Source organism: Pseudomonas sp. HS-18 (assembly GCF_020401845.1).
Classification (GTDB): domain Bacteria; phylum Pseudomonadota; class Gammaproteobacteria; order Pseudomonadales; family Pseudomonadaceae; genus Pseudomonas; species Pseudomonas nitroreducens.
This window is the reverse complement of sequence record NZ_CP084413.1, coordinates 1,149,453-1,172,589: the sequence shown is the minus strand read 5'-3', so window position 1 is coordinate 1,172,589 and position 23,137 is coordinate 1,149,453. Positions and strand designations below refer to the sequence as shown.

19 protein-coding genes are annotated in these 23,137 nt (G+C 64.9%); 8 read left to right on the top strand and 11 right to left on the bottom strand.

Annotated elements, in window-relative coordinates:
- The first annotated feature begins 60 nt into the window (after window positions 1–60).
- Window positions 61–960: a lipid A hydroxylase LpxO gene (lpxO, locus tag LDJ84_RS05500; RefSeq protein ID WP_089285829.1), complete on the top strand. Its 900-nt coding sequence runs from the start codon at window positions 61–63 to the stop codon at window positions 958–960.
- 226 nt (window positions 961–1,186) lie between these two features.
- Here the strand turns inward: lpxO and LDJ84_RS05495 are convergent, their stop codons facing one another.
- A complete protein-coding gene (locus LDJ84_RS05495; RefSeq protein ID WP_226046559.1) occupies window positions 1,187–3,736 on the bottom strand; it encodes a sulfite reductase flavoprotein subunit alpha in 2,550 nt (849 codons plus the stop codon).
- Window positions 3,737–3,918: 182 nt separating this feature from the next.
- Window positions 3,919–6,180 carry a TonB-dependent receptor gene (locus tag LDJ84_RS05490; RefSeq protein WP_226046053.1) on the bottom strand — a complete coding sequence of 754 codons (2,262 nt, stop codon included), beginning with the start codon at window positions 6,178–6,180 and terminating at the stop codon, window positions 3,919–3,921.
- Window positions 6,181–6,381: 201 nt separating this feature from the next.
- On the opposite strand from LDJ84_RS05490, the gene LDJ84_RS05485 reads away from it, so the two are divergent.
- The 4 genes from LDJ84_RS05485 to LDJ84_RS05470 all read left to right on the top strand — a co-directional run bounded on the left by LDJ84_RS05485 (window position 6,382) and on the right by LDJ84_RS05470 (window position 9,937).
- On the top strand, window positions 6,382–7,062 hold the full coding sequence (locus LDJ84_RS05485) for a Fe2+-dependent dioxygenase (RefSeq protein WP_193452709.1): 681 nt from the start codon (window positions 6,382–6,384) through the stop codon (window positions 7,060–7,062).
- A 6-nt stretch (window positions 7,063–7,068) separates the two neighbouring features.
- A complete protein-coding gene (locus LDJ84_RS05480; protein WP_226046052.1) occupies window positions 7,069–7,863 on the top strand; it encodes a tetratricopeptide repeat protein in 795 nt (264 codons plus the stop codon).
- A gap of 97 nt (window positions 7,864–7,960) precedes the next feature.
- Window positions 7,961–9,763: a phosphoethanolamine transferase CptA gene (locus LDJ84_RS05475; RefSeq protein WP_065083945.1), complete on the top strand. Its 1,803-nt coding sequence runs from the start codon at window positions 7,961–7,963 to the stop codon at window positions 9,761–9,763.
- 15 nt (window positions 9,764–9,778) lie between these two features.
- Window positions 9,779–9,937 (top strand): hypothetical protein, encoded by a 159-nt coding sequence (locus LDJ84_RS05470; protein WP_160297869.1) that lies wholly within the window; start codon window positions 9,779–9,781, stop codon window positions 9,935–9,937.
- A 42-nt stretch (window positions 9,938–9,979) separates the two neighbouring features.
- Here LDJ84_RS05470 and LDJ84_RS05465 read toward each other — a convergent pair whose 3' ends face one another.
- The 5 genes from LDJ84_RS05465 to LDJ84_RS05445 form a co-directional block, all read right to left on the bottom strand.
- On the bottom strand, window positions 9,980–11,143 hold the full coding sequence (locus LDJ84_RS05465) for a type III PLP-dependent enzyme (RefSeq protein WP_065083946.1): 1,164 nt from the start codon (window positions 11,141–11,143) through the stop codon (window positions 9,980–9,982).
- A gap of 561 nt (window positions 11,144–11,704) precedes the next feature.
- Complete coding sequence (locus LDJ84_RS05460) at window positions 11,705–12,871, bottom strand: betaine/proline/choline family ABC transporter ATP-binding protein (RefSeq protein WP_024765897.1); 1,167 nt, start codon at window positions 12,869–12,871, stop codon at window positions 11,705–11,707.
- A gap of 2 nt (window positions 12,872–12,873) precedes the next feature.
- Window positions 12,874–13,539, bottom strand: a complete 666-nt coding sequence (locus tag LDJ84_RS05455) for an ABC transporter permease (RefSeq protein WP_024765896.1) — start codon at window positions 13,537–13,539, stop codon at window positions 12,874–12,876.
- A gap of 1 nt (window position 13,540) precedes the next feature.
- The gene (locus LDJ84_RS05450) at window positions 13,541–14,482 is read right to left on the bottom strand and encodes a glycine betaine ABC transporter substrate-binding protein (protein ID WP_226046051.1); all 942 of its coding nucleotides are present in this window, start codon (window positions 14,480–14,482) and stop codon (window positions 13,541–13,543) included.
- Between the two features lie 26 nt (window positions 14,483–14,508).
- Entirely contained in the window at window positions 14,509–15,225 is a 717-nt protein-coding gene (locus LDJ84_RS05445; protein WP_226046050.1) for an ABC transporter permease, read from the bottom strand.
- A gap of 447 nt (window positions 15,226–15,672) precedes the next feature.
- On the opposite strand from LDJ84_RS05445, the gene LDJ84_RS05440 reads away from it, so the two are divergent.
- Together LDJ84_RS05440 and LDJ84_RS05435 are read left to right on the top strand one after the other, a co-directional pair.
- The gene (locus LDJ84_RS05440) at window positions 15,673–16,944 is read left to right on the top strand and encodes a cation:proton antiporter (protein ID WP_038803231.1); all 1,272 of its coding nucleotides are present in this window, start codon (window positions 15,673–15,675) and stop codon (window positions 16,942–16,944) included.
- 115 nt (window positions 16,945–17,059) lie between these two features.
- Window positions 17,060–18,643: a peptide chain release factor 3 gene (locus LDJ84_RS05435; protein ID WP_024765609.1), complete on the top strand. Its 1,584-nt coding sequence runs from the start codon at window positions 17,060–17,062 to the stop codon at window positions 18,641–18,643.
- Window positions 18,644–18,869: 226 nt separating this feature from the next.
- Here LDJ84_RS05435 and LDJ84_RS05430 read toward each other — a convergent pair whose 3' ends face one another.
- Complete coding sequence (locus LDJ84_RS05430; protein ID WP_226046049.1) at window positions 18,870–19,883, bottom strand: succinylglutamate desuccinylase/aspartoacylase family protein; 1,014 nt, start codon at window positions 19,881–19,883, stop codon at window positions 18,870–18,872.
- 105 nt (window positions 19,884–19,988) lie between these two features.
- Between LDJ84_RS05430 and LDJ84_RS05425 the strand changes: the two genes are divergently transcribed.
- The gene (locus LDJ84_RS05425) at window positions 19,989–20,612 is read left to right on the top strand and encodes a TetR/AcrR family transcriptional regulator (RefSeq protein ID WP_024765611.1); all 624 of its coding nucleotides are present in this window, start codon (window positions 19,989–19,991) and stop codon (window positions 20,610–20,612) included.
- Between the two features lie 146 nt (window positions 20,613–20,758).
- Here LDJ84_RS05425 and LDJ84_RS05420 read toward each other — a convergent pair whose 3' ends face one another.
- The 3 genes from LDJ84_RS05420 to LDJ84_RS05410 all read right to left on the bottom strand — a co-directional run bounded on the left by LDJ84_RS05420 (window position 20,759) and on the right by LDJ84_RS05410 (window position 23,099).
- Entirely contained in the window at window positions 20,759–21,508 is a 750-nt protein-coding gene (locus LDJ84_RS05420) for an ABC transporter permease (protein ID WP_169888314.1), read from the bottom strand.
- 13 nt (window positions 21,509–21,521) lie between these two features.
- Window positions 21,522–22,232: an ABC transporter permease gene (locus LDJ84_RS05415; protein ID WP_015475765.1), complete on the bottom strand. Its 711-nt coding sequence runs from the start codon at window positions 22,230–22,232 to the stop codon at window positions 21,522–21,524.
- 81 nt (window positions 22,233–22,313) lie between these two features.
- The gene (locus tag LDJ84_RS05410; RefSeq protein WP_226046048.1) at window positions 22,314–23,099 is read right to left on the bottom strand and encodes a transporter substrate-binding domain-containing protein; all 786 of its coding nucleotides are present in this window, start codon (window positions 23,097–23,099) and stop codon (window positions 22,314–22,316) included.
- Window positions 23,100–23,137: the final 38 nt, after the last annotated feature.

The window sequence follows — 23,137 nt, the reverse complement described above, 5'->3', positions numbered from 1 at the left end:
TCACTCACGTTCAGGAGGAGTACTATCCCCGGTCTGTAGTAGCGGATACCTCCCCGAATGATCAAAGCCGCCATCCTGGCCGCCTTCGGCCTGAGCATCGTTTATGTCCACCTGCGTGGACGGGTGCGCCACAAGTTCACGCGCCAGCTGAGCGACCACTCCAGCTTCCTGGCGCCGATCAACTGCCTGATGTACCTGTTCTCCAAGGTACCCAGCCGCCCATACCTGGCGACCGAGCAGTTCCCGGAAATGCGCCTGCTGACCGAGAACTGGGAAGCCATCCGCAGCGAAGCGCTGCACCTGCGCGATGCCGGCAGCATCAAGCGCTCCGACCAGCTCAACGACGTCGGCTTCAATTCCTTCTTCAAGACCGGCTGGAAGCGCTTCTACCTGAAATGGTACGACGACAGCCATCCGTCGGCCGATGCGCTGTGCCCGAAGACCACCGAACTGCTGCGGCAGATTCCGTCGGTGAAGGCCGCGATGTTCGCCGAGCTGCCGCCGGGCTCGCGCCTGGTGCGCCACCGCGACCCTTACGCCGGCTCGCTGCGCTATCACCTGGGCCTGCTGACGCCGAACGACCCGGGCTGCTTCATCGAGGTGGACGGCGAGCGCTACCACTGGCGTGACGGCGAGGCGGTGGTGTTCGACGAGACCTACATCCACTACGCCGAGAACACCACGGAGCATGACCGGGTGATCCTCTTCTGCGACATCGAGCGACCGCTGAAGTACGGCTGGGTAACGGCCTTCAACCGCTGGTTCAGCCGCAACGTGATGGCCGCGGCAGCCTCGCCCAACGATGCGGGCGACAAGACCGGCGGCATCAACCGCGCGTTCGCCTCGCTGTACAAGATCCGCCTGCAGGGCAAGGCCCTGAAGAAGCGCAACCGCAAGCTGTACTACCTGCAGAAGTGGGGATTCTTCGCGGCGGTACTGGCGCTGTTCCTGTGGATCTGAGCGACTAGATTTAAGCGCTCCGCTATCAAAAAAGGCCTCCGCATTCGCGGGGGCCTTTTCGTTTGCGTCATTTGAGGAGCCCTGCGCAGGGCGGATAACCTGGAACAGGTTATCCGCTGACGGCCCATCGGCGGATAGCGCTGGCGCGTTATCCGCCCTACGAAAAGCCAGTCACGCTGAGCGTGGGAGCGGACTCCGTCCGCGATTGGCTAGACCCAACGCCCCATCAATACACGTCGCGCCGATAGCGCCCACCCTCCAGCAACCTCTCAACCTCGGTATCACCGAGCATCTCGCGCAAGGCACGGTCGACGCCTTCGGCCATGCCTTGCAGGCTGCCGCAGACGTAGATCACCGCCCCCTCTTCCAGCCACTGGGCGAGTGTTTCGGCGCTGGCGCGCAGGCGATCCTGTACGTAGAACTTCTCGGCCTGGTCGCGGGAGAAAGCGACATCCAGGCGTTGCAGTTCGCCGCGCGCCAGCATGCCCTCGAGCTCGTCGCGGCAGTAGAAGTCGTGGGCGATATTGCGCTCGCCGAACAGCAGCCAGTTGCGCGAACGGCCTTCGGCAACGCTCGCTTGCAGCAGAGCACGCAGGCCAGCGATACCGGTGCCGTTACCGATGAGGATCAGCGGGCGATCGTCCTCGGTGAGATGGAAGCTGCGGTTGCGCCGCAGGCGCAGCAGCAGGCTGCCGCCTTCGGGCAGGTATTGGGTCAGCCAGCCGGAGCAGATACCCAACGAACCGTCCGCGTGCTGCTCCTGGCGCACGATCAGCTCCATCGCGCCTTCGCTGCGCAATGAGGCGATGGAGTACTGGCGCACCGAGAGCTTGATCAGCGCATCAACCACCGCCTGGCCGTGCTGGCCGACCAGATGCTCCAGGTTCGCCGGCAACAGGCAGCCGGCCAGGGCGTCCTTGAGCGGCATGGCCAGGCCGTCGACCTGCACCTTGGCCGCGCCGTCGAGGCCAAGGCGTTCGAGCCAGCGGCTGACGAGGAATTCCGGTTGGCGGGGAACGATTTCCACCAGGTCGCCGGCGGCCCAGTCGATCTGTGAGTCGCTCGGCGCCCCGAGGCGCAACAGCCAGGTGGATTCGCCCTGGCTGCCGGGGTTCAGGTGCTCACGGCCACTCAGCGTCCAGACTTCGAAGGCCGGCGCGGTGAAGGCCACTTGCGGTGCGGTGCCGGAGAGTTCAGCGAGGCGTACCTGCCAGTCATGCAGCGCGGTGGCATCGCCATTGTCCACTTCCACGCCGTCGAACAGCGGGCGCGCGCCCTGCCCTTGCAGCCAGCTCTGCATGCGCCGGGCGAAGCCGCAGAAGTGCTCATACTGGCGGTCGCCCAAGGCGAGTACGGCGAAGCGCAGGTCGTTGAGGCCGAGGGATTGGCCGAGCACCTGGCGTTCGAAACCACGGGCACTGTCCGGCGCCTCGCCTTCGCCGAAAGTGCTGACCACGAACAGCGCATTACGGGTCTGCTCCAGCTGCGCACGGTCCAGCTTGCCCAGAGACTCGACGCGTACCGGCAGGCCAGCAGCCTGCAACTGGCCGGCGCTCTGCCAGGCCAGTTGTTCGGCGAAGCCGCTCTGGCTGGCGTAGCCGATCAACCAGGAGTCGGCACCACCAGCCGTAGTGCCCAGCTCGCCGCGGGCGGCCAGCGCTGCGCGCTTCTTGCGGCGGCGATCAAGGTAGAGCAGCCAGCCGGTGATGAAGAACAGCGGCATGGCCAGGCTGGCGAGCATCATCAGGATGCGCCCGGTGAGGCCGAAGTAGCTGCCCACATGCAGGGCGTAGACGCTGGTGAGCAGTTGCTTGCCGGCGCTGCTGTCGTTGTAGCGGCGGTCCTTGAGCAGCTTGCCGCTGGCCGGGTCGATGGTCATCTCGTTGAAGGCGCGCTCGTGGGCAGCGTCATCGAGAAGGTAGAACACGGTGGCCGGCTGGCCCTTCACCGGCGGCAGGCGCAGGTTGTAGGCAGTCATGGCGGAGCCGCCGGTCTGCTGGATGGTGTTCCAGATGGCGGTGGCATCGACTACCGGCGGCGGGCCCTCGGGCGCCGGGCCGCGCTTGCCGCCGCCCCGCTGGCCGCCCTTGGCCTGGCCGGCGGGGGCGTCGTCGAGCAGCTTGAACAGGCCGTTGCGATACCACTCGTAGGACCAGTACAGGCCGGTCAGCGAGGCCAGGAGGTAGAACACCAGGCACCAGGTGCCGGCCACGGCGTGCAGGTCCCAGTTGAAGGCGCGGCCTTTCTTGCGCCAGTCGAAGATCAGCCAGGTGCGCCAGTTCAGCGCCTTGCGCGGCCAGCGCAGGTACAGGCCGGAGAGGCAGAAGAAGATCAGGATCAGGGTGCAGGCGGCCGTGATCCGCTGGCCGACTTCGCCGGCGGCAAGGAAGCGATGCAGCTGCATGATGAACAGGAAAGCGCCCTCGCCCACTGGCGCGGGCAGGGCTTCTGCGGTGTAGGGGTCGACATACAGGGATTCGCCACGGCGCTGGCCCGGTGGCGGGGTGAAGAAGATGCGCGCGGACTCCACGCCCTCGGTCTTGAGCCAGAAGAAGGCGACCTTCTTGCCTGGTTCGGCGCTTTCCACCCGGCGGATCAGTTCGTCCATCGGCAGCACGGCTTCGGCGCGCTTTTCCACCACCAGGCTGTCGGGGTTGATGGCCCGCAGGATCTCATCCTGGAACGACAGCATCGCCCCGGTGATACCCATCAGGGCCAGCACAAGCCCTGCGCTGATACCGAACAGCCAATGCAACTGGAAAAGGACTTTCTTCAACACCGGGGCTTCACCTTCGGACACCCATCACGCAGGGCGGGCATTTTAATGAGAATGGCTCGCAAACGCAGCCGTTTTAACAATCTTTACCCTGGCCTTATCTTCGCCGCAGGCGGCCCGCGCAAAGAAAAGCCCCGGCCGAGGAGCATCGGCCGGGGCGGGGCGCCAGGAGTACGCGGCCCTTAGAAGTGGACGTTGCCCCCCAGCAGTGCGGTGCGGCCCGGAGCCACGTGCGCCATGTGGGTGCTGAAGACCTGGTCGAAGTAGCGCTTGTCGGTCAGGTTCTGCACGTTGAGCTGCAGGTCGACGTTCTTGCTGATCACGTACTTGGCCATGGCGTCGTAGCGCCAGTAGGACGGGATCATGGTGCTGTTGGCGGTGTTGCCGTACTGCTCATCGACGTAGGTTGCGCCGCCGCCCACGGTGAAGTTCTGTAGCACATCGTAGGTCGACCACAGGGTGAAGTTGTTCTGCGCGGTCTGCGGCATGCGGTTGCCCTCGTCACTGGCCACGCTGGACTTGAGGATCTCGCTGTCCAGGTAGGTGTAGCCGCCGAAGACTTTCCACTTGGGTGTCAGTGCGCCGCTGAAGCCAAGCTCCACGCCCTGCACGCGCTGCTCGCCATCGAGCACCTGGACGGTGGAGTCGTCCGGCGAGGCGACGCGGGCATTGGTCTTGTCGGTGCGGAAGATCGCCGCATTGAGCGACAGCGCTTCGTCGAAGAAGGCCCACTTGGTGCCGATCTCGTAGTTGCGGTTGCGCTCAGGGTCGAGGTTGGCGTTGGCCAGACTGAGGTCGCCACCGCCTTCGCCGGCGGTTTCGCCGCTGGGGTTGCTGGAGGTGGACCAGGCCGCATAAATGCTGCCGTTGGGCGCCGGCTTGTAGACCACGCCGAGCTGGTAGTTCCAGAAGTGGGTGTTGCTCTGGCGGTCGAAATCGCCGGCGGGCGAGCCGCGGCCGCCCGTGGAGTAGCCGCTGGAGCGGGTTTCGTAGTCGTCGTAACGCAGGCCGAGGTTGAGATCCCACTGCTCACTGAGCTTCAGGGTGTCGAACACGTAGGCCGAGGCGGTCTTGGTGTCGGTATCGGTGAAGGCGGCGCTGTCGGTGATGCTGCCAGTCCAGTGGTCGCCGGGGGTGGGCTTGTTCAGGCTGGTGCAGTCGCCGCTGGCGAGCAAGCCGGGGGTGCAGGTATTGCCGCTGCCGCCGCCGGGGGTAATGACATAGGGGCGGTTGTGCACGTCCTCGTAGCTGAACTCCATGCCGGTGACCAGGGTGTGGCCGACAAAACCGGTGTCGAAGGTGGCCTTCAGGTCAGTCTGGTTGACCCAGCCCTTGGAGGTGGAGTTACGGTTCTTCGAGGAGCGATAGACCAGCCCGTTGGCGACGTTGCCGCGGCTGTCGTCGGGGTTGGTGACGATGTAGTCAAGGGTGGTACGCACCAGGCGGAAGCTGTTGGACAGGGTCAGGTTGTCGTTCAGGTCATGCTCGATGCGGAAGGTGCCGGTGTCGGTGGTGCTCTTGCGGTAGTCGCGGTCGTTCAGGCCGTAGAAGTTGCTCTTGTCCACCGATACCGGCTTGCTCGGGTTGCGCTCGCTGCGCCCGGCCAGGGTCAGCGGAATGCCATAGTCGGGCATGTCGTCGGTGGACAGGTGGTAGTACGACAGCGTGGCACGGGTCGGGGTATCGAAGCCGAAGGTGACGGTCGGCGCCACGCCCCAGCGGCTGACGTTGACCTCGTCGCGGCCGGCGACGTTGGCATCGTGCTTCATCAGGTTCAGGCGGAAGGCCGCGTTGTCGCCCAGCCTGTGGTTGACGTCCAGGGTGGTGCGGCGGGTCTGATCGGTGCCCAGCACGATACTGGCATCGTTGAAGTCGGCCTGCTTGGCGGTCTTGCTGATCAGGTTCAGGCTACCGCCGGTGGACCCCGCGCCGGTGTAGGCCGAGCCCGGGCCCTTGCTCACTTCGATCTGTTCGATGTTGAAGATCTCGCGGGTTTGCGAGGCCACATCGCGCATGCCATCCAGGAATGTATCGCTCTCGGCGTTGAAACCACGGATGAACGGACGGTCGCCCGCCGGGTTGCCGCCCTCGCCGGCACCGAAGGTGATGCCGGGAGTGGAGCGCAGGGCGTCCTGCAGGGTCAGCGCGCCAGTATCCTTGATCACCTGCTGGGGGATCACGGTGACGGTCTTGGGCGTCTCCAGCAGCGGCGCGGTGTACTTCTCGTTGGAAGACTTCTCGACGTTGTAGGTCGTCGGATCCTGCTGTTGCGCCCCGACAACGGTGTCGGCGTCCAGAGACAGCACGTCCTGGCCGGACTTCTTCGGCATAGCCTCGTCAGCGTGGGCCAGGTGAGTGCCGGACATGGCGGTAATCGCCACACCGACGGCGGAAACCAGCAGGCGCGGCTTGCTGCCGGCGAACTCGGTGGATTGACGCGACATCGAAACTCCCTCCCCAGGGGTTCATGAAGGCCGCGCAATCTATTGCAAATAAGAATTTGTATCAATTCACATTCATTACCATACGCAGATGATTTACAATTTTTACACTTTCTCCCTGTCGGAAGTAGGGGTATGGCGGTTGTACCGATCTGTTGCAAATCATTATCATTGGCAAATTATCGAACCTGATGGAACCGGCCCATGCTGCTGCACATTCCCGGCGTCTTCACCCGCGATGAGGTGACGCGCATCCGCGCCGCCCTGGAACAGGCCGAGTGGACGGACGGCAAGGTCACCGCGGGCTACCAGTCGTCCCGCGCCAAGCACAACCTGCAACTGCCGCAGGACCACCCGCTGGCCCGCGAGATCGGCGAGGCCATGCTGCAGCGCCTGTGGAGCAACCCGTTGTTCCAGTCCGCCGCGTTGCCGAGCAAGGTCTTCCCGCCGCTGTTCAACTGCTACACCGGCGGCGGTTCGTTCGACTTCCACATCGACAACGCCGTGCGCGACACCCAGGGTGGCCGCGAGCGCGTGCGCACCGACCTGTCCTCGACGCTGTTCTTCAGCGACCCCGACGACTACGACGGCGGCGAACTGGTGATCCAGGACACCTACGGCACCCAGCAGGTGAAGCTGCCGGCCGGCGACCTGGTGCTCTACCCCGCCACCAGCCTGCACAAGGTCAACCCGGTGACCCGTGGCGCGCGCATCGCCTCGTTCTTCTGGACCCAGAGCCTGGTGCGCGAGGACAGCCAGCGCGCCCTGCTGTTCCAGATGGACCAGTCGATCCAGGCACTGACCCGCGACGTGCCGGACCACCCTGCGCTGATCGAGCTGACCGGCACCTACCACAACCTGCTGCGGCGCTGGGTGGACGTCTGATCCGCCATGAGCCTCGTCCTGCGTCGCACTGAAGAAATCAATGTCGAAGACCTCACCGGCCAGCTCGCCGACGATCCGCGGCAGACCGCCCGGCTCATCCTGGCCGGTGCCCGTGAAGGGAACCTGGAGGCCCAGGCGTTGCTCGGGCAGATTCTCCTCGACGGCCACGGCATCGAACAGGACATCGGCCTGGCGCTGACCTGGTTCGGCATCGCCGCCGGGCGCGGTCATGCCATGGCCCGCAACATGCTCGGGCGCTGCCTGGAGCACGGTTGGGGGTGCGCCAAGGACGAAACGGCTGCGGCCGGCCATTACGCCATCGCGGCGCAGCAGAAGCTCGACTGGGCCATGTACAACCTCGCCAACCTGCTTTCCACCGGCCGCGGTGTGGCGCGCGACGATGCCCGCGCGCTATCGCTCTACGAGGGCGCGGCGGCATTGGGCCATGCCAAGTCGATGAACCTGGTGGGGCGCTTCCACGAGGAAGGTCTGGTGGTGCCCCGCGACCTTGGCGCGGCTCACCAGTGGTACCGTCGGTCGGCCGAGGCCGGTGACTTCCGTGGCCAGTTCAGCCACGCCTCGGTGCTCGCCGAGCGCGGCGACCTGCCAGCCGCGCGCATCTGGCTGGAACGGGCGCTGGAAGGCGGCAACCTCAACTTCCTGCGCGTAGCCCGCCGGCAGCTCGCCGACTCCATGCCGCCAAGCCTGCGGGAGTTGACCCTGGCCTACTTCCAGCGCGCCGCCGAGCTGGGCGACGAATCGGACCTGCATCAACTCGCCGAGCAGATGGGTGTCGCCTGACACCCCTTGACGTAATTTTCACGCCAACCTTGCTACCTTCGCCGGCTAACCTGGCTGCCGGAGTGTTCGGCAGCCGCCACGTAACGACGAGGCGCAAGTGTCGAACACCACATCCCCCGCAGCGCGCAAACGCGTGGACTGGGCCGCCCTGGGCTGGCTCCTGCTGTTCTTCTGGTACTTCTCCGGCGTTACCCAGGCGCTGATCCTGTTCAGCGGCACCACCGGCTTCGCCGGCTTCCGTGACGCCTTCTTCCTCAGCAGCCTGTGGCTCGCGCCGCCGTTGCTGCTGCCGCGCTTCACCAAAGGCATCGCCGCCGTCATCGGCCTGGTGCTCTGGGGCGCCTCGCTGGTGGGCCTGAGCTACTTCGGCATCTACAAGCAGGAGTTCTCGCAGAGCGTCATCTTCGTGATGTTCGAGTCGAACACCGCCGAGGCCGGCGAATACTTCAGCCAGTACTTCAGCCTCTGGCTATGCCTGGCATTGCTGGCCTACACCGTGGTCGCCGTGGTGCTGTGGAAGCGTATCCGCCCGATCAGCATGCCGGCCTATGCCCGCGTGCCGCTGGCCGTGCTGCTGGTGGTGCTGAACCTGTTCTACCCCTTCTACAAGCAGATGGTCACCCAGGAGCGCACCTTCGCCCAGGCGCTGGAAAAGGTGCAGTCGCGCATGGAGCCGGCCGTGCCGTGGCAACTGGTGGTGGGGTACGTCCAGTACCGCCAGCAGTTGGACAACATGCAGAAGCTGCTGCAGCAGAACGCCTCCCTGCCGCCCCTGCAGAACCTCAAGGACAGCAGCGGCGAAGCCCCGCGCACGCTGGTGCTGGTGCTGGGCGAATCCACCACCCGCCAGCACATGCACCTGTACGGCTACGGCCGCGATACCACGCCGAACCTCGACGCCCTCGCCGCCAGCGGCAAGGGCCTGACCGTGTTCCAGAACGTGGTTGCGCCGCGCCCCTACACCATCGAGGTGATGCAGCAGATCCTCACCTTCGGTGATGAGCAGAACCCGGACAAGTTCCTCACTGATCCGTCGCTGATCAACCTGATGAAACAGGCGGGCTACAAGACCTTCTGGATCACCAACCAGCAGACGATGACCAAGCGCAACACCATGCTCACCACCTTCTCCCAGCAGACGGACGAGCAGGCGTACCTGAACAACCAGCGCAACCAGAACGCCAGCCAGTACGACGGCGTGGTGCTGGACCCGTTCGAGAAGGCCCTGAAGGACCCGGCGCAGAAGAAGTTCATCGTCGTCCACCTGCTGGGCACGCACATGGACTACCGCTACCGTTACCCCGAAGAGTTCGCCTACTTCAAGGACCGCCAGGGCGCACCCTCGGCGCTGTCGGATGACCAGGTGGAGACCTACAACTTCTACGACAACGCAGTGCGCTACAACGACTTCGTGGTGTCGAGCCTGATCAAGCGCTACTCGGCGGCCAACGCCAACGGCTTCATGCTCTACCTCTCCGACCATGGCGAAGAGGTCTACAGCTCGGGCAACCACGACCGCCTGGGCCGCAACGAGATGGACCCGACCCGGCCGATGTACACCATTCCGTTCATGGTCTGGACCTCGCCAAGCTGGCAGGCCGACCACCCCCGCGACCTGCAGGCAGTGGCCAATCGCTCCTACAGCAGCTCGCACCTGATCCACACCCTGTCGGACCTCGCCGGCCTGAGCTACGATCGCTACGAACCCGCCAAAAGCCTGGTGAACCAGAAGTTCGCCGCGGCGCCGCGCTGGATCGGCGACCCGTACAGGAAGGACGGCCTGCACGAGTTCGACAAGCTGCCGATGGACAAGGCCGCACAGCAGCAGGAAATCGCCACCGACGCCAAGGCGCCGGCCACCGCGCAGGCTCCGGTGAAGACGCAGCCCAAGGAGGGTTGAATCTGCGGTGATGCCATGAAGAACGCCTCGCATTGCGGGGCGTTCTTCATTCCGTCCGACGAGAGTGCACAGGCTCGCTCCTACAGGGTGGTGTGTCGCTTCGGCTTCCTCCTTGGTGCGGGATTTCGCGGACAAAGTCCGCTCCTGCGCAACAGCTTCAGCGCCGCAGAATGAAAAAGCCCCGCAACGGCGGGGCTTTTCGTGGGGCATTCAGCGTTACAGGTAGAACGCCTTCAGCGGCGGGAAGCCGTTGAACTCCACCGCGCTGTAGCTGGTGGTGTAGGCCCCGGTGGACAGCCAGTACAGGCGGTCGCCCGCGGCCAGGTTCAACGGCAGGCCGTACTTGTAGTGCTCGTACATGATGTCCGCGCTGTCGCAGGTCGGGCCGGCGATCACCACTTCTTCCAGCTCGCCTTTCTTCTCCACGTGGATCGGGAACTTGATGGACTCGTCCATGGTTTCGATCAGGCCGGAGAACTTGCCCACGTCGGTGAACACCCAGCGCTCCACGGCGGTACGCGACTTGCGCGCGACCAACACGACTTCGCTGACCAGGATGCCGGCGTTGGCGATCAGCGAGCGGCCCGGCTCCAAGATGATTTCCGGCAGGTCGTCGCCGAAGTCTTCCTTGAGGAACCGGATGATCTCTTCGGCGTAGGTTTCCAGGCTGTTGGTCTTGGCGATGTAGTTGGCCGGGAAGCCGCCGCCCATGTTGATCAGCTTCAGCTCGATGCCGTCTTCTTCCTTCAGGCGCTCGAAGATGACCTTGACCTTGGCGATGGCCGCGTCCCACACGCCGATGTCGCGCTGCTGCGAACCCACATGGAAGGACACGCCGTAGGGCACCAGGCCCAGGTCGCGGGCCAGTACCAGCAGGTCCATGGCCATGTCGGACTGGCAGCCGAACTTGCGCGACAGCGGCCAGTCGGCGGAGGTGGAGCCTTCGGTGAGGATGCGTACGTAGACCTTGGAGCCCGGCGCAGCCTTGGCGATGTTGCGCAGGTCGGCCTCGGAGTCGGTGGCGAACAGGCGCACGCCCTTCTCGTAGAAGTAACGGATGTCGCGGGCTTTCTTGATGGTGTTGCCGTAGCTGATCTGCTCGGCGCGCACACCGGTCTTCATCACCTTGTCCAGCTCATAGATGGAGGCGATGTCGAAGTTCGAGCCCTTGTCGCGCAGCAACTCGGTGATCTCGGTGGCGGGGTTGGCCTTCACCGCGTAGTAGATCTTGGCGAACGGGAAGCAGTCGGTCAGCTGGTCGTAGGCATCGGCGATGGTCTGCTTGTCGATGACGACGAAGGGGGTTTCCTGCTTGTCGGCAAACGCCTTCATGCGCTGGAAGGTGTCGGGGGCGAAGTAATCCTCGACCTTGATGGACATGGTTGGGACTCCAAATGGCAGAACAGGTTATTCGTAGGGGTGAAGCTGAACGTCGAATCCGTTTCCCCACTTTGGTTCGCCTACTTCCCAAGGCATGTCGCCGAGCATTACCGATACCGGGGCAAGGCACCGGCTATCTCTCGTCGTCAGTACTTGAGCCGGATGGATCGTTTCCAGCATGGACGTTCGGGCGCGAACTTTAGGACCTGAAGTTCGTGAGTTCAACCCTGAATTGCCGCTTTTTTACATCCCTTTGTCGCACTACCGGTTGACTGTTTTGGATACTCAACAAAATGCACGGAATACCGCACAGAACGGGGCTTTCGACGGGTTTCAGCATCATCGGCCTACTGAGTTAACGACCGGTGACAGAGGGGGGAGTTCAGCTGTTCGGGATGGGTGGTGCGGGTGGGATTTGGTAGAGGTTGAACGGGGAGAATCGGGGCTGGGCGCTCCCTCTCCCTCTCCCCCGCCCTCTCCCTTCAGGGAGAGAGTTAGGGAGAGGGAAACCGTACGCACCACGGCTATTCGCGAGCAAGGTCGCTCCTACAGGTAATCTCCCTACGATGCCTGGGCGACTTCAGCCGGCGACACGATATTGGTCTTGCGCCCCCGCGAGCGTCCGGAGCTCAGGTAGTCCGCGATGGACTCCTGCGTCACCTCGCCGAGGAACTGCCCGTCCGCATCGAGCACCGGCAACCACGAGCTGTTGAACTCGTACATGCGCGACAAGAGGATGCGCAGGTGTTCGTCATGGCTGGCGGTCACGCGGAATTCGTTGAGGAAGTCGCTGCACACACCGTCCTTGCGGCGCATGTCCTTGCGGCGCACGTAGCCCAGGCCCTTGCCGTTGGCATCGACCACCACCAGGTAGCGGCGGTCGTCCTCCTCCATTTTCTCCAGCGCTTCAGCCACTGTGGTCTGCGGGTTGGCGGTGACGATACTGCTGTCGGCGGCATCCTCGGCGCGCACCAGCAGCAGGCGCTTGAGCGTGCTGTCCTGGCCGGTGAAGGCACTGACGAATTCGTCCGCCGGGTGCGCCAGCAGCGTGTCCGGGTGGTCGAACTGGAGCAGGCGGCCGCTCTTGAACACCGCCACCTTGTCGCCCAGTTTGATCGCTTCGTCGATGTCGTGGCTGACCATGATCACGGTCATGCCCAGCTTGCGCTGCAGCTCGAAGAACTCGTTCTGGATCGACTCGCGGTTGATCGGGTCCACCGCGCCGAAGGGCTCGTCCATCAGCAGCAGCGGCGCATCCGCCGCCAGCGCGCGGATCACCCCGATGCGCTGTTGCTGCCCGCCGGACAGCTCGCGCGGATAGCGCGACAGGTACTGCCTGGGTTCGAGCTTGACCATGGCCATCAGCTCGCGCGCCTTGTCCTTGCACTTCTGTTTGTCCCAGCCCAGCAGGCGCGGCACGACCATGATGTTTTCCTCGATGGTCATGTTGGGGAACAGGCCGATCTGCTGGATCACGTAGCCGATGCGCCGGCGCAGGGTCACCTCGTCCAGTTCGGCGGTGTCCTGGCCGTCGATCAGCACGCGCCCGGAGGTGGGCTGGATGATGCGGTTGATCATCTTCAGCGTGGTGGTCTTGCCGCAGCCGGAGGGGCCGAGGAACACGCAGATCTCGCCCTTGTCCACGGTCAGGCTGACCTTGTCGACGGCGCGGAATTCCTTGCCGTCCTTGAGGGTGAAGGTCTTGGTCAGTTGGTCGAGTTCGATCATGTTCAGTCTCCTGTCTGCGGGCGCAGGCCCTTCGGGGTGAGCGCACGCTGCAACCACTGCAGCAGCAGGTCGGCAGCGATGGCGAGCAGGCTCACCAGGACCGCGCCGACCACCAGCATGGGCATGTTGGATTGGCTGATGGAATTGAGGATGAGCACACCCAGGCCGCCGGCGCCGATCACCGCGGCGATGGTCATCACGCCGATGTTCATCACCACGGCGGTGCGCACGCCGGCGAGGATCACCGGCACGGCGATGGGAATGTCGACCATGCGCAGGCGCTGCCAGAAGGTCATGCCGATGCCCTTGCCGGCTTCGCGGATGCCGGGCTCGACGTTGGTCAGCGCCAGGTAGGTGTTGCGCAGGATCGGCAGCAGCGAATAGAGGAACACCGCGGTGATCGCCGGCAGCGGTCCGAGGCCCTGGCCGATCTTCGAGTAGAGCGGCAGCATCAGGCCGAACAGCGCGATGGAGGGGATGGTCAGCACCACGGTGGCGGCCCCCTGCAGCGGCCCGGCGAGCCACTTGAAGCGCGTCATCAGCACGCCCAGCGGCACGCCGACGACGATGGCCAGGCCCACGGCGATGGATACCAGCATCAGGTGCTGCAGCGTCAGTTGGCCGACCTGCACCCAGTCGAGGCGGGAAATCACGGTCATGAAGTCCATGTCAGTTCTCCTCCTTTGTGGGCTGGTCCTGTTCAGGTTGAGCCTTGTCGCCCAGCAGATCGTGCTCGCGCAGGAACTGCTGCGCGACGCGCTGCACCGGCTCCTGCTGGATATCGACCTCGGCGTTGAGCGCCTGCATGGTCTTGTCGTCGAGTAGCCTGGCGATGGGATCGAACAGCGTCTTCAGCTCGGGATGCTTCTGCAGCAGATCGGCACGCATCACCGGCGCGGCGTTGTAGAACGGGAAGAACTGCTTGTCATCCTGCAGCACGCGCAGCTTGAAGTCCTTCAGACGGCCATCGGTGGTGTAGACGAGGCCGACGAATACCTGGCGATTCTTCAGCGCCGTGTACACCAGGCCCGCATCCATCTGCCGCACGTCGTCGCGGGTGAAATGGAAGCCATACAGCTCGCTCATCGGCGCGAGGCCATCCGGGCGGCCGGCGAACTCCGGGTCCATGGCGAACAGGTGGGTCTGCTTGTCGCCCTGCTCCTTCATCACCCGGGCGAGATCACTGAGGGTGCGCACGCCGAGCTGTTCGGCCTGTTCCTCGGGCATCGCCAGCGCATAGGTGTTGTTGAACGGCGCGGGCGTGGGCCAGACCAGCCCCTTCTTGCCGTCCAGTTCGCGGACCTTGGCCAGCGATTGCTCGGCGTCCAGCTTGTCCTTGACCTTGTTGTAGACGATCAGCGACGAGCCGGTGTATTCCCAGACCAGGTCCAGCTGACCGCTCTGCTGCGCGCTGCGCGCCAGGGTGCTGCCCAGGCCGTTGGTGACCTTCACCTCGTAGCCCTTGCTTTGCAGGTACTGCGCGGTGATAGCGGTGAGCAGGCGCTGCTCGGTGAACGGCTTGCCGCCGATGCGGATCACATCGGCCGCCTGGGCGAGACCGGTTGTAGCGGCGAGCACAAGGCCCAGCGCGCCGAGCAGACGTCGTGTCATGCGGGTTCCTTTCAAACAACTCCCGTTCATTTCGCCATCCCCCGCTCCAGGAAGCCGCGGCTGAACAGCACCACCAGGCCATCGAGCACCAGCGCCAGCAGCGCAGTGCACACGGCGCCGAGCAGCAGCTTGGACTGGTCGTCCAGGGCGATGCCGGGGAAGATCAGGCTACCCAGGCTGTTGGCGCCGATCAGGAACGCCAGCGGGGCGGAGCCGACGTTGAGCGCCAGTGCAATACGCACACCGCCCATGATCAGCGGCACCGCATTGGGCAGTTCGACGCGCAGTAGCACCTGGCGCGGCGTCATGCCGATGCCGGTGGCCGCTTCCTTGAGCGACGCCGGCACGGCGCGCAGGCCCTCGTAGGTATTGCGCACGATGGGCAGCAGCGAGGCGAGGAACAGCGCGAGGATCGCCGGGCCGTTGCCGATCCCGACGATCGCCAGGGCGATGGCCAGCACGGCCAGTGGCGGGATGGTGTTGCCGACGTTGAAGATCTGCATCAGGCGCTCGGCCTGTCCTTGCAGGGCGGGCCGGCTGAGCAGCATGCCGGCGGGGATGCCGACCACAATGGCGGCGAACATGGACGCGAACACCAGGATCAGGTGCGCCTGCAGGTAGAACAGCAGGTCTTCGCGGTACTGCCACAGAGTGGCGGGGGTGATCCAGTGGATCAGCAAAGCCAGCACAACGACTGCGAAGCAGACGCCGAACAGGGCCTTGCCCGTGGTGGACTTCACCATGGTTGGGGGACTCCCTTCGGGTGCGCAGCGACTGGCATCGCCGCGCTCACGTGACGCTCGATCCCGTCCTGAGACTTACCTGGGACCTCGATTAAACGCGACGAGAATCAAGTACTTGCGAAAGCGCCTACGGATTGTCGTCGCGAAGGGGTGGACCCCCGTGCGTGCCGTTACGTTCAATAAAATTGCCATCCTTGTGCCACCGCGCGGCCGCGCATTCGGCTTCAGCCCCATGGTCCGGGGGCTGTGGCGGACAAACTTTTTTTCGAAAAAAGTTGCGATCGGGCTGAACCATCGGCCCCCGCCGCTTGCCCAACGGCGGATGCGCCCGGTGAAAACGTACGCGACTTCGCCCAGCGGTTATCATCGGGATCCTTTCGCGTGCCCCCGACCCATGGATAGGTCACTCGGGGCCGGCGTTCTTGCCTACCACGGAGATCCATCGCCATGCTTGATCTGGCCGCGGCGTTCATCGCGCTGACCACCCTGCTCACCTACGTCAACTACCGCTTCATCCGCCTGCCGCCAACCATCGGCGTCATGGCCACCGCGCTGATCTTTTCCTTCATCGCCCAGGGCATGTCGCTGCTGGGCTACCCGGTGCTGGAAGTCGAGATGCAGCAGATCATCAGCCGCATCGACTTCTCCGACGTGCTGATGACCTGGTTCCTGCCCGCCCTGCTGTTCGCCGGTGCGCTACACGTGAACCTCGCCGACCTGCGCAACTACAAGTGGCCCATCGGCCTGCTGGCCACCTTCGGCGTGCTGATCGCCACCACGGTGATCGGCTACCTGGCCTACTACACCTTCGCCCTCTTCGGCTGGCACGTGGACTTCATCTACTGCCTGCTGTTCGGCGCGCTGATCTCGCCCACCGACCCCATCGCGGTGCTGGGCATCCTCAAGTCCGCCGGCGCGCCCAAGCCGCTGGCCACCACCATCGTCGGCGAGTCGCTGTTCAACGACGGCACCGCCGTGGTGGTCTTCACCATCCTGCTGGGCATCCTCCTGGCCGGCGAAACGCCCACCGCCTCGACGATTGCCTGGTTGTTCGTGCAGGAAGCCATCGGCGGCATCCTGTTCGGCGCGGCGCTGGGCTACGGGGTGTTCCTGATGATGCGCGGCATCGACCAGTACCAGGTGGAAGTCATGCTGACCCTGGCCCTGGTGATCGGTGGCGCGGCGCTGGCGGCGCGGCTGCACGTGTCGGCGCCCATCGCCATGGTGGTGGCCGGCCTGATCATCGGCAACCAGGCGCGCCACTACGCCATGTCCGACGAAACGCGGCGCTACATCGACAAGTTCTGGGAGCTGATCGACGAGATCCTCAACGCCCTGCTGTTCGCCCTGATCGGCCTGGAGCTGCTCCTGCTGCCGTTCAACTGGCTGCATGTGGTGGCGGCGTTCACCCTGGGTGGCGCGGTGCTGGTCTCGCGCCTGCTCACCGTGGCCCCGGCCATCGTCGTGCTGCGCCAGACCGAGAACGGCCGCCGCCAGGTGCCCGCCGGGACCATCCGCATCCTCGTCTGGGGCGGCCTGCGCGGCGGCGTCTCGGTGGCCCTGGCGCTGTCCCTGCCGCTGGGCGAGCAGCGCGACCTGATCCTCAGCCTGACCTACGTGGTGGTGCTGGTGTCGATCCTGCTCCAGGGCCTGTCCATCGGCCCGCTGGTGCGGCGCATCTACAAGGGCGCCGAGCCGGTCGCCGACAGCGACCACTGACAGCCCCGAGCCTTGCGTCGCCGGGTCTGCCGGCGACGCCTCGATTCAGGCTATAATCCCGCGTTTTTCGGGCCGCTCGCTGCCCGTCTTCACCGAATCGACCAGGCATCCATCCATGAGCATCCAAGCCGCCGAAGTCGCGAAGCGCCGCACGTTCGCGATCATTTCCCACCCCGACGCCGGTAAGACCACCATTACCGAGAAGCTCCTGCTGATGGGCAAGGCGATTGCCGTCGCCGGTACCGTGAAGTCGCGCAAGTCCGACCGCCACGCCACCTCCGACTGGATGGAGATGGAGAAGCAGCGCGGCATCTCCATCACCACCTCGGTGATGCAGTTCCCCTACCGCGAGCACATGATCAACCTGCTCGACACCCCCGGCCACGAAGACTTCTCCGAAGACACCTACCGCACCCTCACCGCGGTGGACTCGGCGTTGATGGTCCTCGACGGCGGCAAGGGCGTCGAGCCACGCACCATCGCCCTGATGGAAGTCTGCCGGCTGCGCGACACGCCCATCGTCAGCTTCATCAACAAACTCGACCGCGACATCCGCGACCCCATCGAGCTGCTCGACGAGATCGAGGCGGTGCTGAAGATCAAGGCGGCGCCGATCACCTGGCCGATCGGTTGCTACCGCGACTTCAAGGGCGTGTACCACCTCGCCCAGGACAAGATCATCGTCTACGTGCCGGGCCACGGCCACGAGCGCATCGAGACCAAGGTCATCGACAAGCTGGATTCGGACGAGGCCCGCGCGCACCTGGGCGACCTCTACGACAACTTCCTCGAAGAGCTGGAACTGGTGCAAGGCGCCTGCCACGAGTTCGACAAGGACGCCTTCCTCAAGGGCGAGATGACCCCGGTGTTCTTCGGTACCGCGCTGGGCAACTTCGGTGTCGACCAGGTGCTGGACTGCATCGTCGACTGGGCCCCGCAACCGCTGGAGCGTGGCGCGCACGAGCGCACCGTGGCGCCGACCGAGGAGAAGTTCTCCGGCTTCGTGTTCAAGATCCAGGCGAACATGGACCCCAAGCACCGCGACCGTATCGCCTTCATGCGCATCTGCTCGGGCAAGTACGAGAAGGGCATGAAGATGCGCCACGTGCGCCTGGGCAAGGACGTGAAGATCGCCGACGCGCTGACCTTCTTCTCCAGCGAGCGTGAGCAGCTGGAAGAGGCCTTCGCCGGCGACATCATCGGCCTGCACAACCACGGCACCATCCAGATCGGCGACACCTTCACCGAAGGCGAGGCGCTGGGCTTCACCGGCATCCCGCACTTCGCCCCGGAACTGTTCCGCCGCGTGCGCCTGAAGGACCCGCTCAAATCCAAGCAGCTGCGCCAGGGCCTGCAGGAACTGGCCGAGGAAGGCGCCACCCAGGTGTTCTTCCCCGAGCGCAACAACGACATCATCCTCGGCGCCGTCGGTGTGCTGCAGTTCGACGTGGTCGCCAGCCGCCTGAAGGAGGAATACAAGGTCGAGTGCGCCTACGAGCAGATCAACGTCTGGTCCGCGCGCTGGATCGAGTGCCAGGACGAGAAGAAGCTCAAGGAGTTCAAGGACAAGGCCTTCGAGAACCTGTCCGTGGACGGCGGCGGCCACCTCACCTACCTGGCCCCGACCCGCGTCAACCTGAGCCTGATGGAAGAGCGCTGGCCGGACATCACCTTCCGCGCCACCCGCGAACACCACTGAGTTCGCCGCTGTTCGAAAACGCCCGCCTTGTGCGGGCGTTTTTTGTTCTTCCTTGTTTGCTTTTGAGTCGAGATGCGCGGGTAAGAGCCCCTCACCCTAGCCCTCTCCCGCAAGCGGGAGAGGGGACCGCTCGGTGCAGGATGAAACCACAGCGTCAGCCCGCACAATCTGCCCCCTCTCCCTCTGGGAGAGGGTTGGGGTGAGGGATGCCCCGTACAGAAGCCGATTACGGATCGAGCGCGCCGGAGCTCCAGGTACTCGAAGGCGCCGTACCGGTGAACTTGCCCGCGATGGCGCCCTGGGGAATCAGCCGATCACGGTAACGGGTGGCGAACAAGCCACTCTGCGGCGCGCGCAGGATGTGTTCGCTATCAGGGTCACCCGGACGCGAAACGATGCGCGCGAAGCGCTCACCCGCCTCGAGGTATTCGCCCAGTTCTCGCTCGAACACCAGCACGCCGGCTGCAGGCGCGAACACGGTTTCCATGAAGCCCATCGGCGTGGCGACGCCCTTCCATTCCGGTAACGAACCTGCATCGTCCACCACGCCGCGCGCGCCGAGGAAGCGATAGAGGCCGTCGGCATCCTGCTGCGCCAGCGCATCGCTGACGTCGCCCTGGCCACGCAGTTCAACAGTGGCGACCAGGCGCCCATCGAAGCGCTGTTCGGCCAGCCAGGGCGCAATCACCACTTCTTCGAACGCCCCGTCGCCATCGCCTTCCCAGATGATCGCCAGATCCGCGCACAGCGCCGCGGCGAGGTCCTGCGCGGCCGGCCAGAAGCATTCGTGGACGTAGACATACTGCAGCGCCTCGTCGTCGGTGTGCAGGTCGAGGACGATGTCCGCCGGCGCGACCAGTTCGGCCAGGCGCTTCTGCCACAGCGTGAGGTTGTCCAGGGTCCCGCTGGCCGCAGCCGAGGCGATGAAGCCACGGTTGAAATTGCGCGACGTGGCGTCGTGGTTGCGGCCGAGAATCCGCCCCTGGCGGAACTGCCCGATGCCGATGGGATTGGCCTGCGGCACCAGCGTCACGCTGCCATTGAGCGCGCCACGTTCGGCGGCCTCGCGCAGGCGCGGCAGCAGTTCGTGGAGCACCAGCATCCCGGCGATTTCATCGGCGTGCACGCCGGCCTGCAGGTGTACCCGCGGCCCCGGCTTGCCGCCGTCGATACGCCACGCCAGAACGCGCAGCTCCGCGCCGGAGTCACCCGGCACGCTGAAGGACACATCCTCGATCATCAAGCCCTCTCCTCTGTCCGAATCGCCCATGGAAATCTTTGTCGGCGCCTCCTAGTATCGACTCCAGTCGCCGGTTTCCGGCACGCCGCAAAAGGACCTCGCACCGTGGACATGCCCCGCCAGAAAGCCCAGCGCGCCACCTCCGAGGAACGTCGCGACCACCTGGTGCGCGCCTGCCTCAAGTGCCTGGTCGCCGATGGCCACGCAGGCATCTCGGTGCGCCGCATCGCCAAGGAAGCCGGCGTCGCCGTGGGCCTGGTGAACCACCATTTCGGCAGCATCGACGCGCTGGTTGCCCAGGCCTACGAGACCCTTGCCAGCGAGGTCACCCAGGCGCTCTACCAGCAGGTGGACGCCGTCGGCAGCGATCCCGCCGCACGCATGGAAGCCTTCCTCACCGGCTCCTTCTCACCGCAAGTGCTGGACCCCGACCTGCTCAGCCCCTGGGTGGTGTTCTGGAGCCTGATCCGCCACTCGCCGCCGGTGAACGAGGCGCACGAGCGCGGCTATCAGAGCTACCTTGCCATCCTCGAAACACTCATCAGCGAGCTCGCCCACGCCGAAAACTTCAGCGTGGCGCGCCCGCGCCTGGCCGCCATCGGCCTCTCCGCCATGCTCGACGGTCTGTGGCTGGAGTGGTGCCTGAACCCGAGCAACTTCAGCGCCGCCGACGGTCTCGAACTCAGCCGCTGCTGGGTGGAGGGCCTCCGTCGCGGCGCCTACGCCTGAGGTTTGGCAACGATCTGCTGCGCGTCGGCTGGATGTCGTTGGGCACCGCCCTCAGATGCTCATTCACTGGCGTAAACTCCGCTTTTCGAGCGCCGCCCGCCTAATCCAGCTCTAGCTCGCAAGATCGTAAGGCGAATTGTGCATTATCAAACTGCCGTCCTTGTCCTGCGCTTGCCCAACCATGATCGCTGCGCCGGCTTCTGTGTTTCGCGGCGAACCGGCGTGGTGCGCTCCAGCACGGCGAACAGCGCCTCGATGATGAATGTCAGGCAGACGTAGATCGCCGCCACCAGCAGCAACGGCTCATACACCTGGAAGGTCTGCGCGCGCACCACGTTGGCTGCGCCGAGCAGGTCGACCACGGCGATGGTGGACGCCAGCGCGGTGGACTTGAGCAGCATTACGCTCTCCCCCGCCAGGGTCGGCAGCAGCAGGCGGATCGCCCTCGGCAGCCACACACGGTAGAGCACCAGCCTGCGGTTCATGCCGAACGCCGAAGCGGCCTCCAGCTCGCCGCGCGGCACCGCCTTGAGGCCACCGCGAACCACCTCGCCGACGTAGGCGCCGACCGAGAGGATCAGCGCGATCACGATGTACCAGAAGCCATCGCGCAGGTAGGGCCAGAGGAAGCTGCCGCGGATCAGCGGGAACTGCGCGAACAGGCTGCCCAGGCCGTAGTAGAAGATGTAGATCTGCACCAGCAACGGCGTGCCGCGAATCACGCTGGTGTACGCCAGCGCCAGGCGCGAGACCAGGAAGTTGCGCGACATCCGCGCCAACGCCACGACCAGCGCCAGGGCGAAGCCGAGGATGGCGGAAATCAGCAGGATCACCAGGGTGGTGCCCAGGCCCTTGAGCAGCAGGGCCCCATAGACGAATAACCAGTGTTCGTTCATCGCCGCGCCTCGTTCAGACCGCCGGAATCCAGCGACGGAAACGTCGCTCCAGGTAGCCCGCGAACAGGTTGGAAAGCACGGTGAGCACGTAGTACAGCGCCGCCGCGGTGAGGTAGAAGGTCAGGTAGTGACGGGTCGAGCCGGCGGCCTGCTTGGCCGTGTAGAGCAGCTCGTTGGTGCCCACCACGCTGATCAGCGCACTGTCCTTGATCAGGTTGACCCACAGGTTGGCCATGCCGGCCAGCGCGTTGGGCGCCATCATCGGCAAGGTCACCCGGCGGAACAGGCCGAAGCCGTGCATGCCGTAGGCGCGCGCCGCTTCGATCTGGCCATAGGGAATCGACTGGATCGCGCCACGGAAGATCTCCGACGCGTAGGCGCCCTGCACCAGGCCAAGCACGACGATGGCCACCATCATGCCGTTGAGCTTCACCTGGCCGTAGCCGAGCCACTCGAAGAACTGGTTCAGACCCATGGAGCCGACGTAGAACAGCAACAGGATCAGCAGCAGCTCCGGCACCGCCCGGCACAGCGTGGTGTAGCCGCGCGCGAGCATCGCCAGCGGGCGCGGACCACCGATCTTGGCACTGGCCGCGGCCAGGCCGATCAGCAGGCCGACCAGGAAGGCCCCGACGGAAATCTGCAGGGTGACCAGCAACCCCTTGAGCAGGGCCGGGCCCCAGCCGGTAGGACCGAAGCCGATCAGGTCGAAGATGCTTTGCATGGCCGTCTCCAGGAAGGGAGGCTCAGGTTCGTGCCCGCGCGCCGGACAAGCGCGCGGGCGCTGAAGCGGATCGCGCCAGAGTTACTGCTTGGGCGCGACGCTCATGCCGAAGTATTTGTCCGACAGCGCCTTGTAGTCGTCGCTGGCGAGCAGTTTGCCGATGGCCTCGTCCATCTTCGCCTTCAGCTCGGTGTCGCCTTTGCGCATGCCGGCGCCAACGCCACGGCCGAACAGGGGGTCGTACTTCACTTCGCCCTTGTTGACGATGCCGGCAGCCTGGGCGTCCGGCGACTTGACGAAAGACGCCACGGCAATGCCATCGGCCATCATCAGGTCGATGCGCCCGGCCACCAGGTCGGCGTTCACCGAGTCCTGGGTGTCGTAGTAGCGCACGTCGGCGATCTTCTCGTAGTACTTCTTCAGGTAGTTGGAGCTGACCGTGGAGATCTGCACGCCGATGGCCTTGCCCTTCAGGCCCTCGGGGCTGATCTGCACATCCACCGCCTGGGGCGCGGCGACGGCGACCGGGGTGTCGTAATAGGGGCGGCTGAAGGCGATCTGCTTCTCGCGCTCGTCGGTGATCGACAGGGAGTTGAAGATCACGTCGATCTTCTTCGCCAGCAGCGCCGGGATGATGCCGTCCCAGGCCACTTCGTCGATCTCGCAGGTGGCCTTCATCTCGGCGCAGACCTTGTGGATCAGGTCCGGCTCGAAGCCGACCCAGCTACCGTCGGGCTGCTTCTGCGAGAACGGTGGATAGGGTTCGGCGGCCAGGGCGAAGCGGATCGTCTCGGCCTGGGCGCTCGCTACGCCGGCCATCAGCATCGCCGCGCCCACCATCAGATTGCACAGACCTTTCTTGTTCATCGTGATCCCCTGCATTGTTTTATTTAGTGTTGGGTCAC

What these genes read in the sequence shown, in the direction of transcription:
- LDJ84_RS05410 (WP_226046048.1), bottom strand. Translation starts at nt 23,099, where the DNA reads ATGAACAAGAAAGGTCTGTGCAATCTGATGGTGGGCGCGGCGATGCTG.
- LDJ84_RS05460 (WP_024765897.1), bottom strand. Translation starts at nt 12,871, where the DNA reads ATGATCGAACTCGACCAACTGACCAAGACCTTCACCCTCAAGGACGGC.
- LDJ84_RS05450 (WP_226046051.1), bottom strand. Translation starts at nt 14,482, where the DNA reads ATGACACGACGTCTGCTCGGCGCGCTGGGCCTTGTGCTCGCCGCTACA.
- LDJ84_RS05420 (WP_169888314.1), bottom strand. Translation starts at nt 21,508, where the DNA reads ATGAACGAACACTGGTTATTCGTCTATGGGGCCCTGCTGCTCAAGGGC.
- LDJ84_RS05485 (WP_193452709.1), top strand. Translation starts at nt 6,382, where the DNA reads ATGCTGCTGCACATTCCCGGCGTCTTCACCCGCGATGAGGTGACGCGC.
- LDJ84_RS05415 (WP_015475765.1), bottom strand. Translation starts at nt 22,232, where the DNA reads ATGCAAAGCATCTTCGACCTGATCGGCTTCGGTCCTACCGGCTGGGGC.
- LDJ84_RS05445 (WP_226046050.1), bottom strand. Translation starts at nt 15,225, where the DNA reads ATGGTGAAGTCCACCACGGGCAAGGCCCTGTTCGGCGTCTGCTTCGCA.
- LDJ84_RS05435 (WP_024765609.1), top strand. Translation starts at nt 17,060, where the DNA reads ATGAGCATCCAAGCCGCCGAAGTCGCGAAGCGCCGCACGTTCGCGATC.
- LDJ84_RS05480 (WP_226046052.1), top strand. Translation starts at nt 7,069, where the DNA reads ATGAGCCTCGTCCTGCGTCGCACTGAAGAAATCAATGTCGAAGACCTC.
- LDJ84_RS05470 (WP_160297869.1), top strand. Translation starts at nt 9,779, where the DNA reads ATGAAGAACGCCTCGCATTGCGGGGCGTTCTTCATTCCGTCCGACGAG.
- LDJ84_RS05455 (WP_024765896.1), bottom strand. Translation starts at nt 13,539, where the DNA reads ATGGACTTCATGACCGTGATTTCCCGCCTCGACTGGGTGCAGGTCGGC.
- LDJ84_RS05440 (WP_038803231.1), top strand. Translation starts at nt 15,673, where the DNA reads ATGCTTGATCTGGCCGCGGCGTTCATCGCGCTGACCACCCTGCTCACC.
- LDJ84_RS05490 (WP_226046053.1), bottom strand. Translation starts at nt 6,180, where the DNA reads ATGTCGCGTCAATCCACCGAGTTCGCCGGCAGCAAGCCGCGCCTGCTG.
- LDJ84_RS05430 (WP_226046049.1), bottom strand. Translation starts at nt 19,883, where the DNA reads ATGATCGAGGATGTGTCCTTCAGCGTGCCGGGTGACTCCGGCGCGGAG.
- LDJ84_RS05465 (WP_065083946.1), bottom strand. Translation starts at nt 11,143, where the DNA reads ATGTCCATCAAGGTCGAGGATTACTTCGCCCCCGACACCTTCCAGCGC.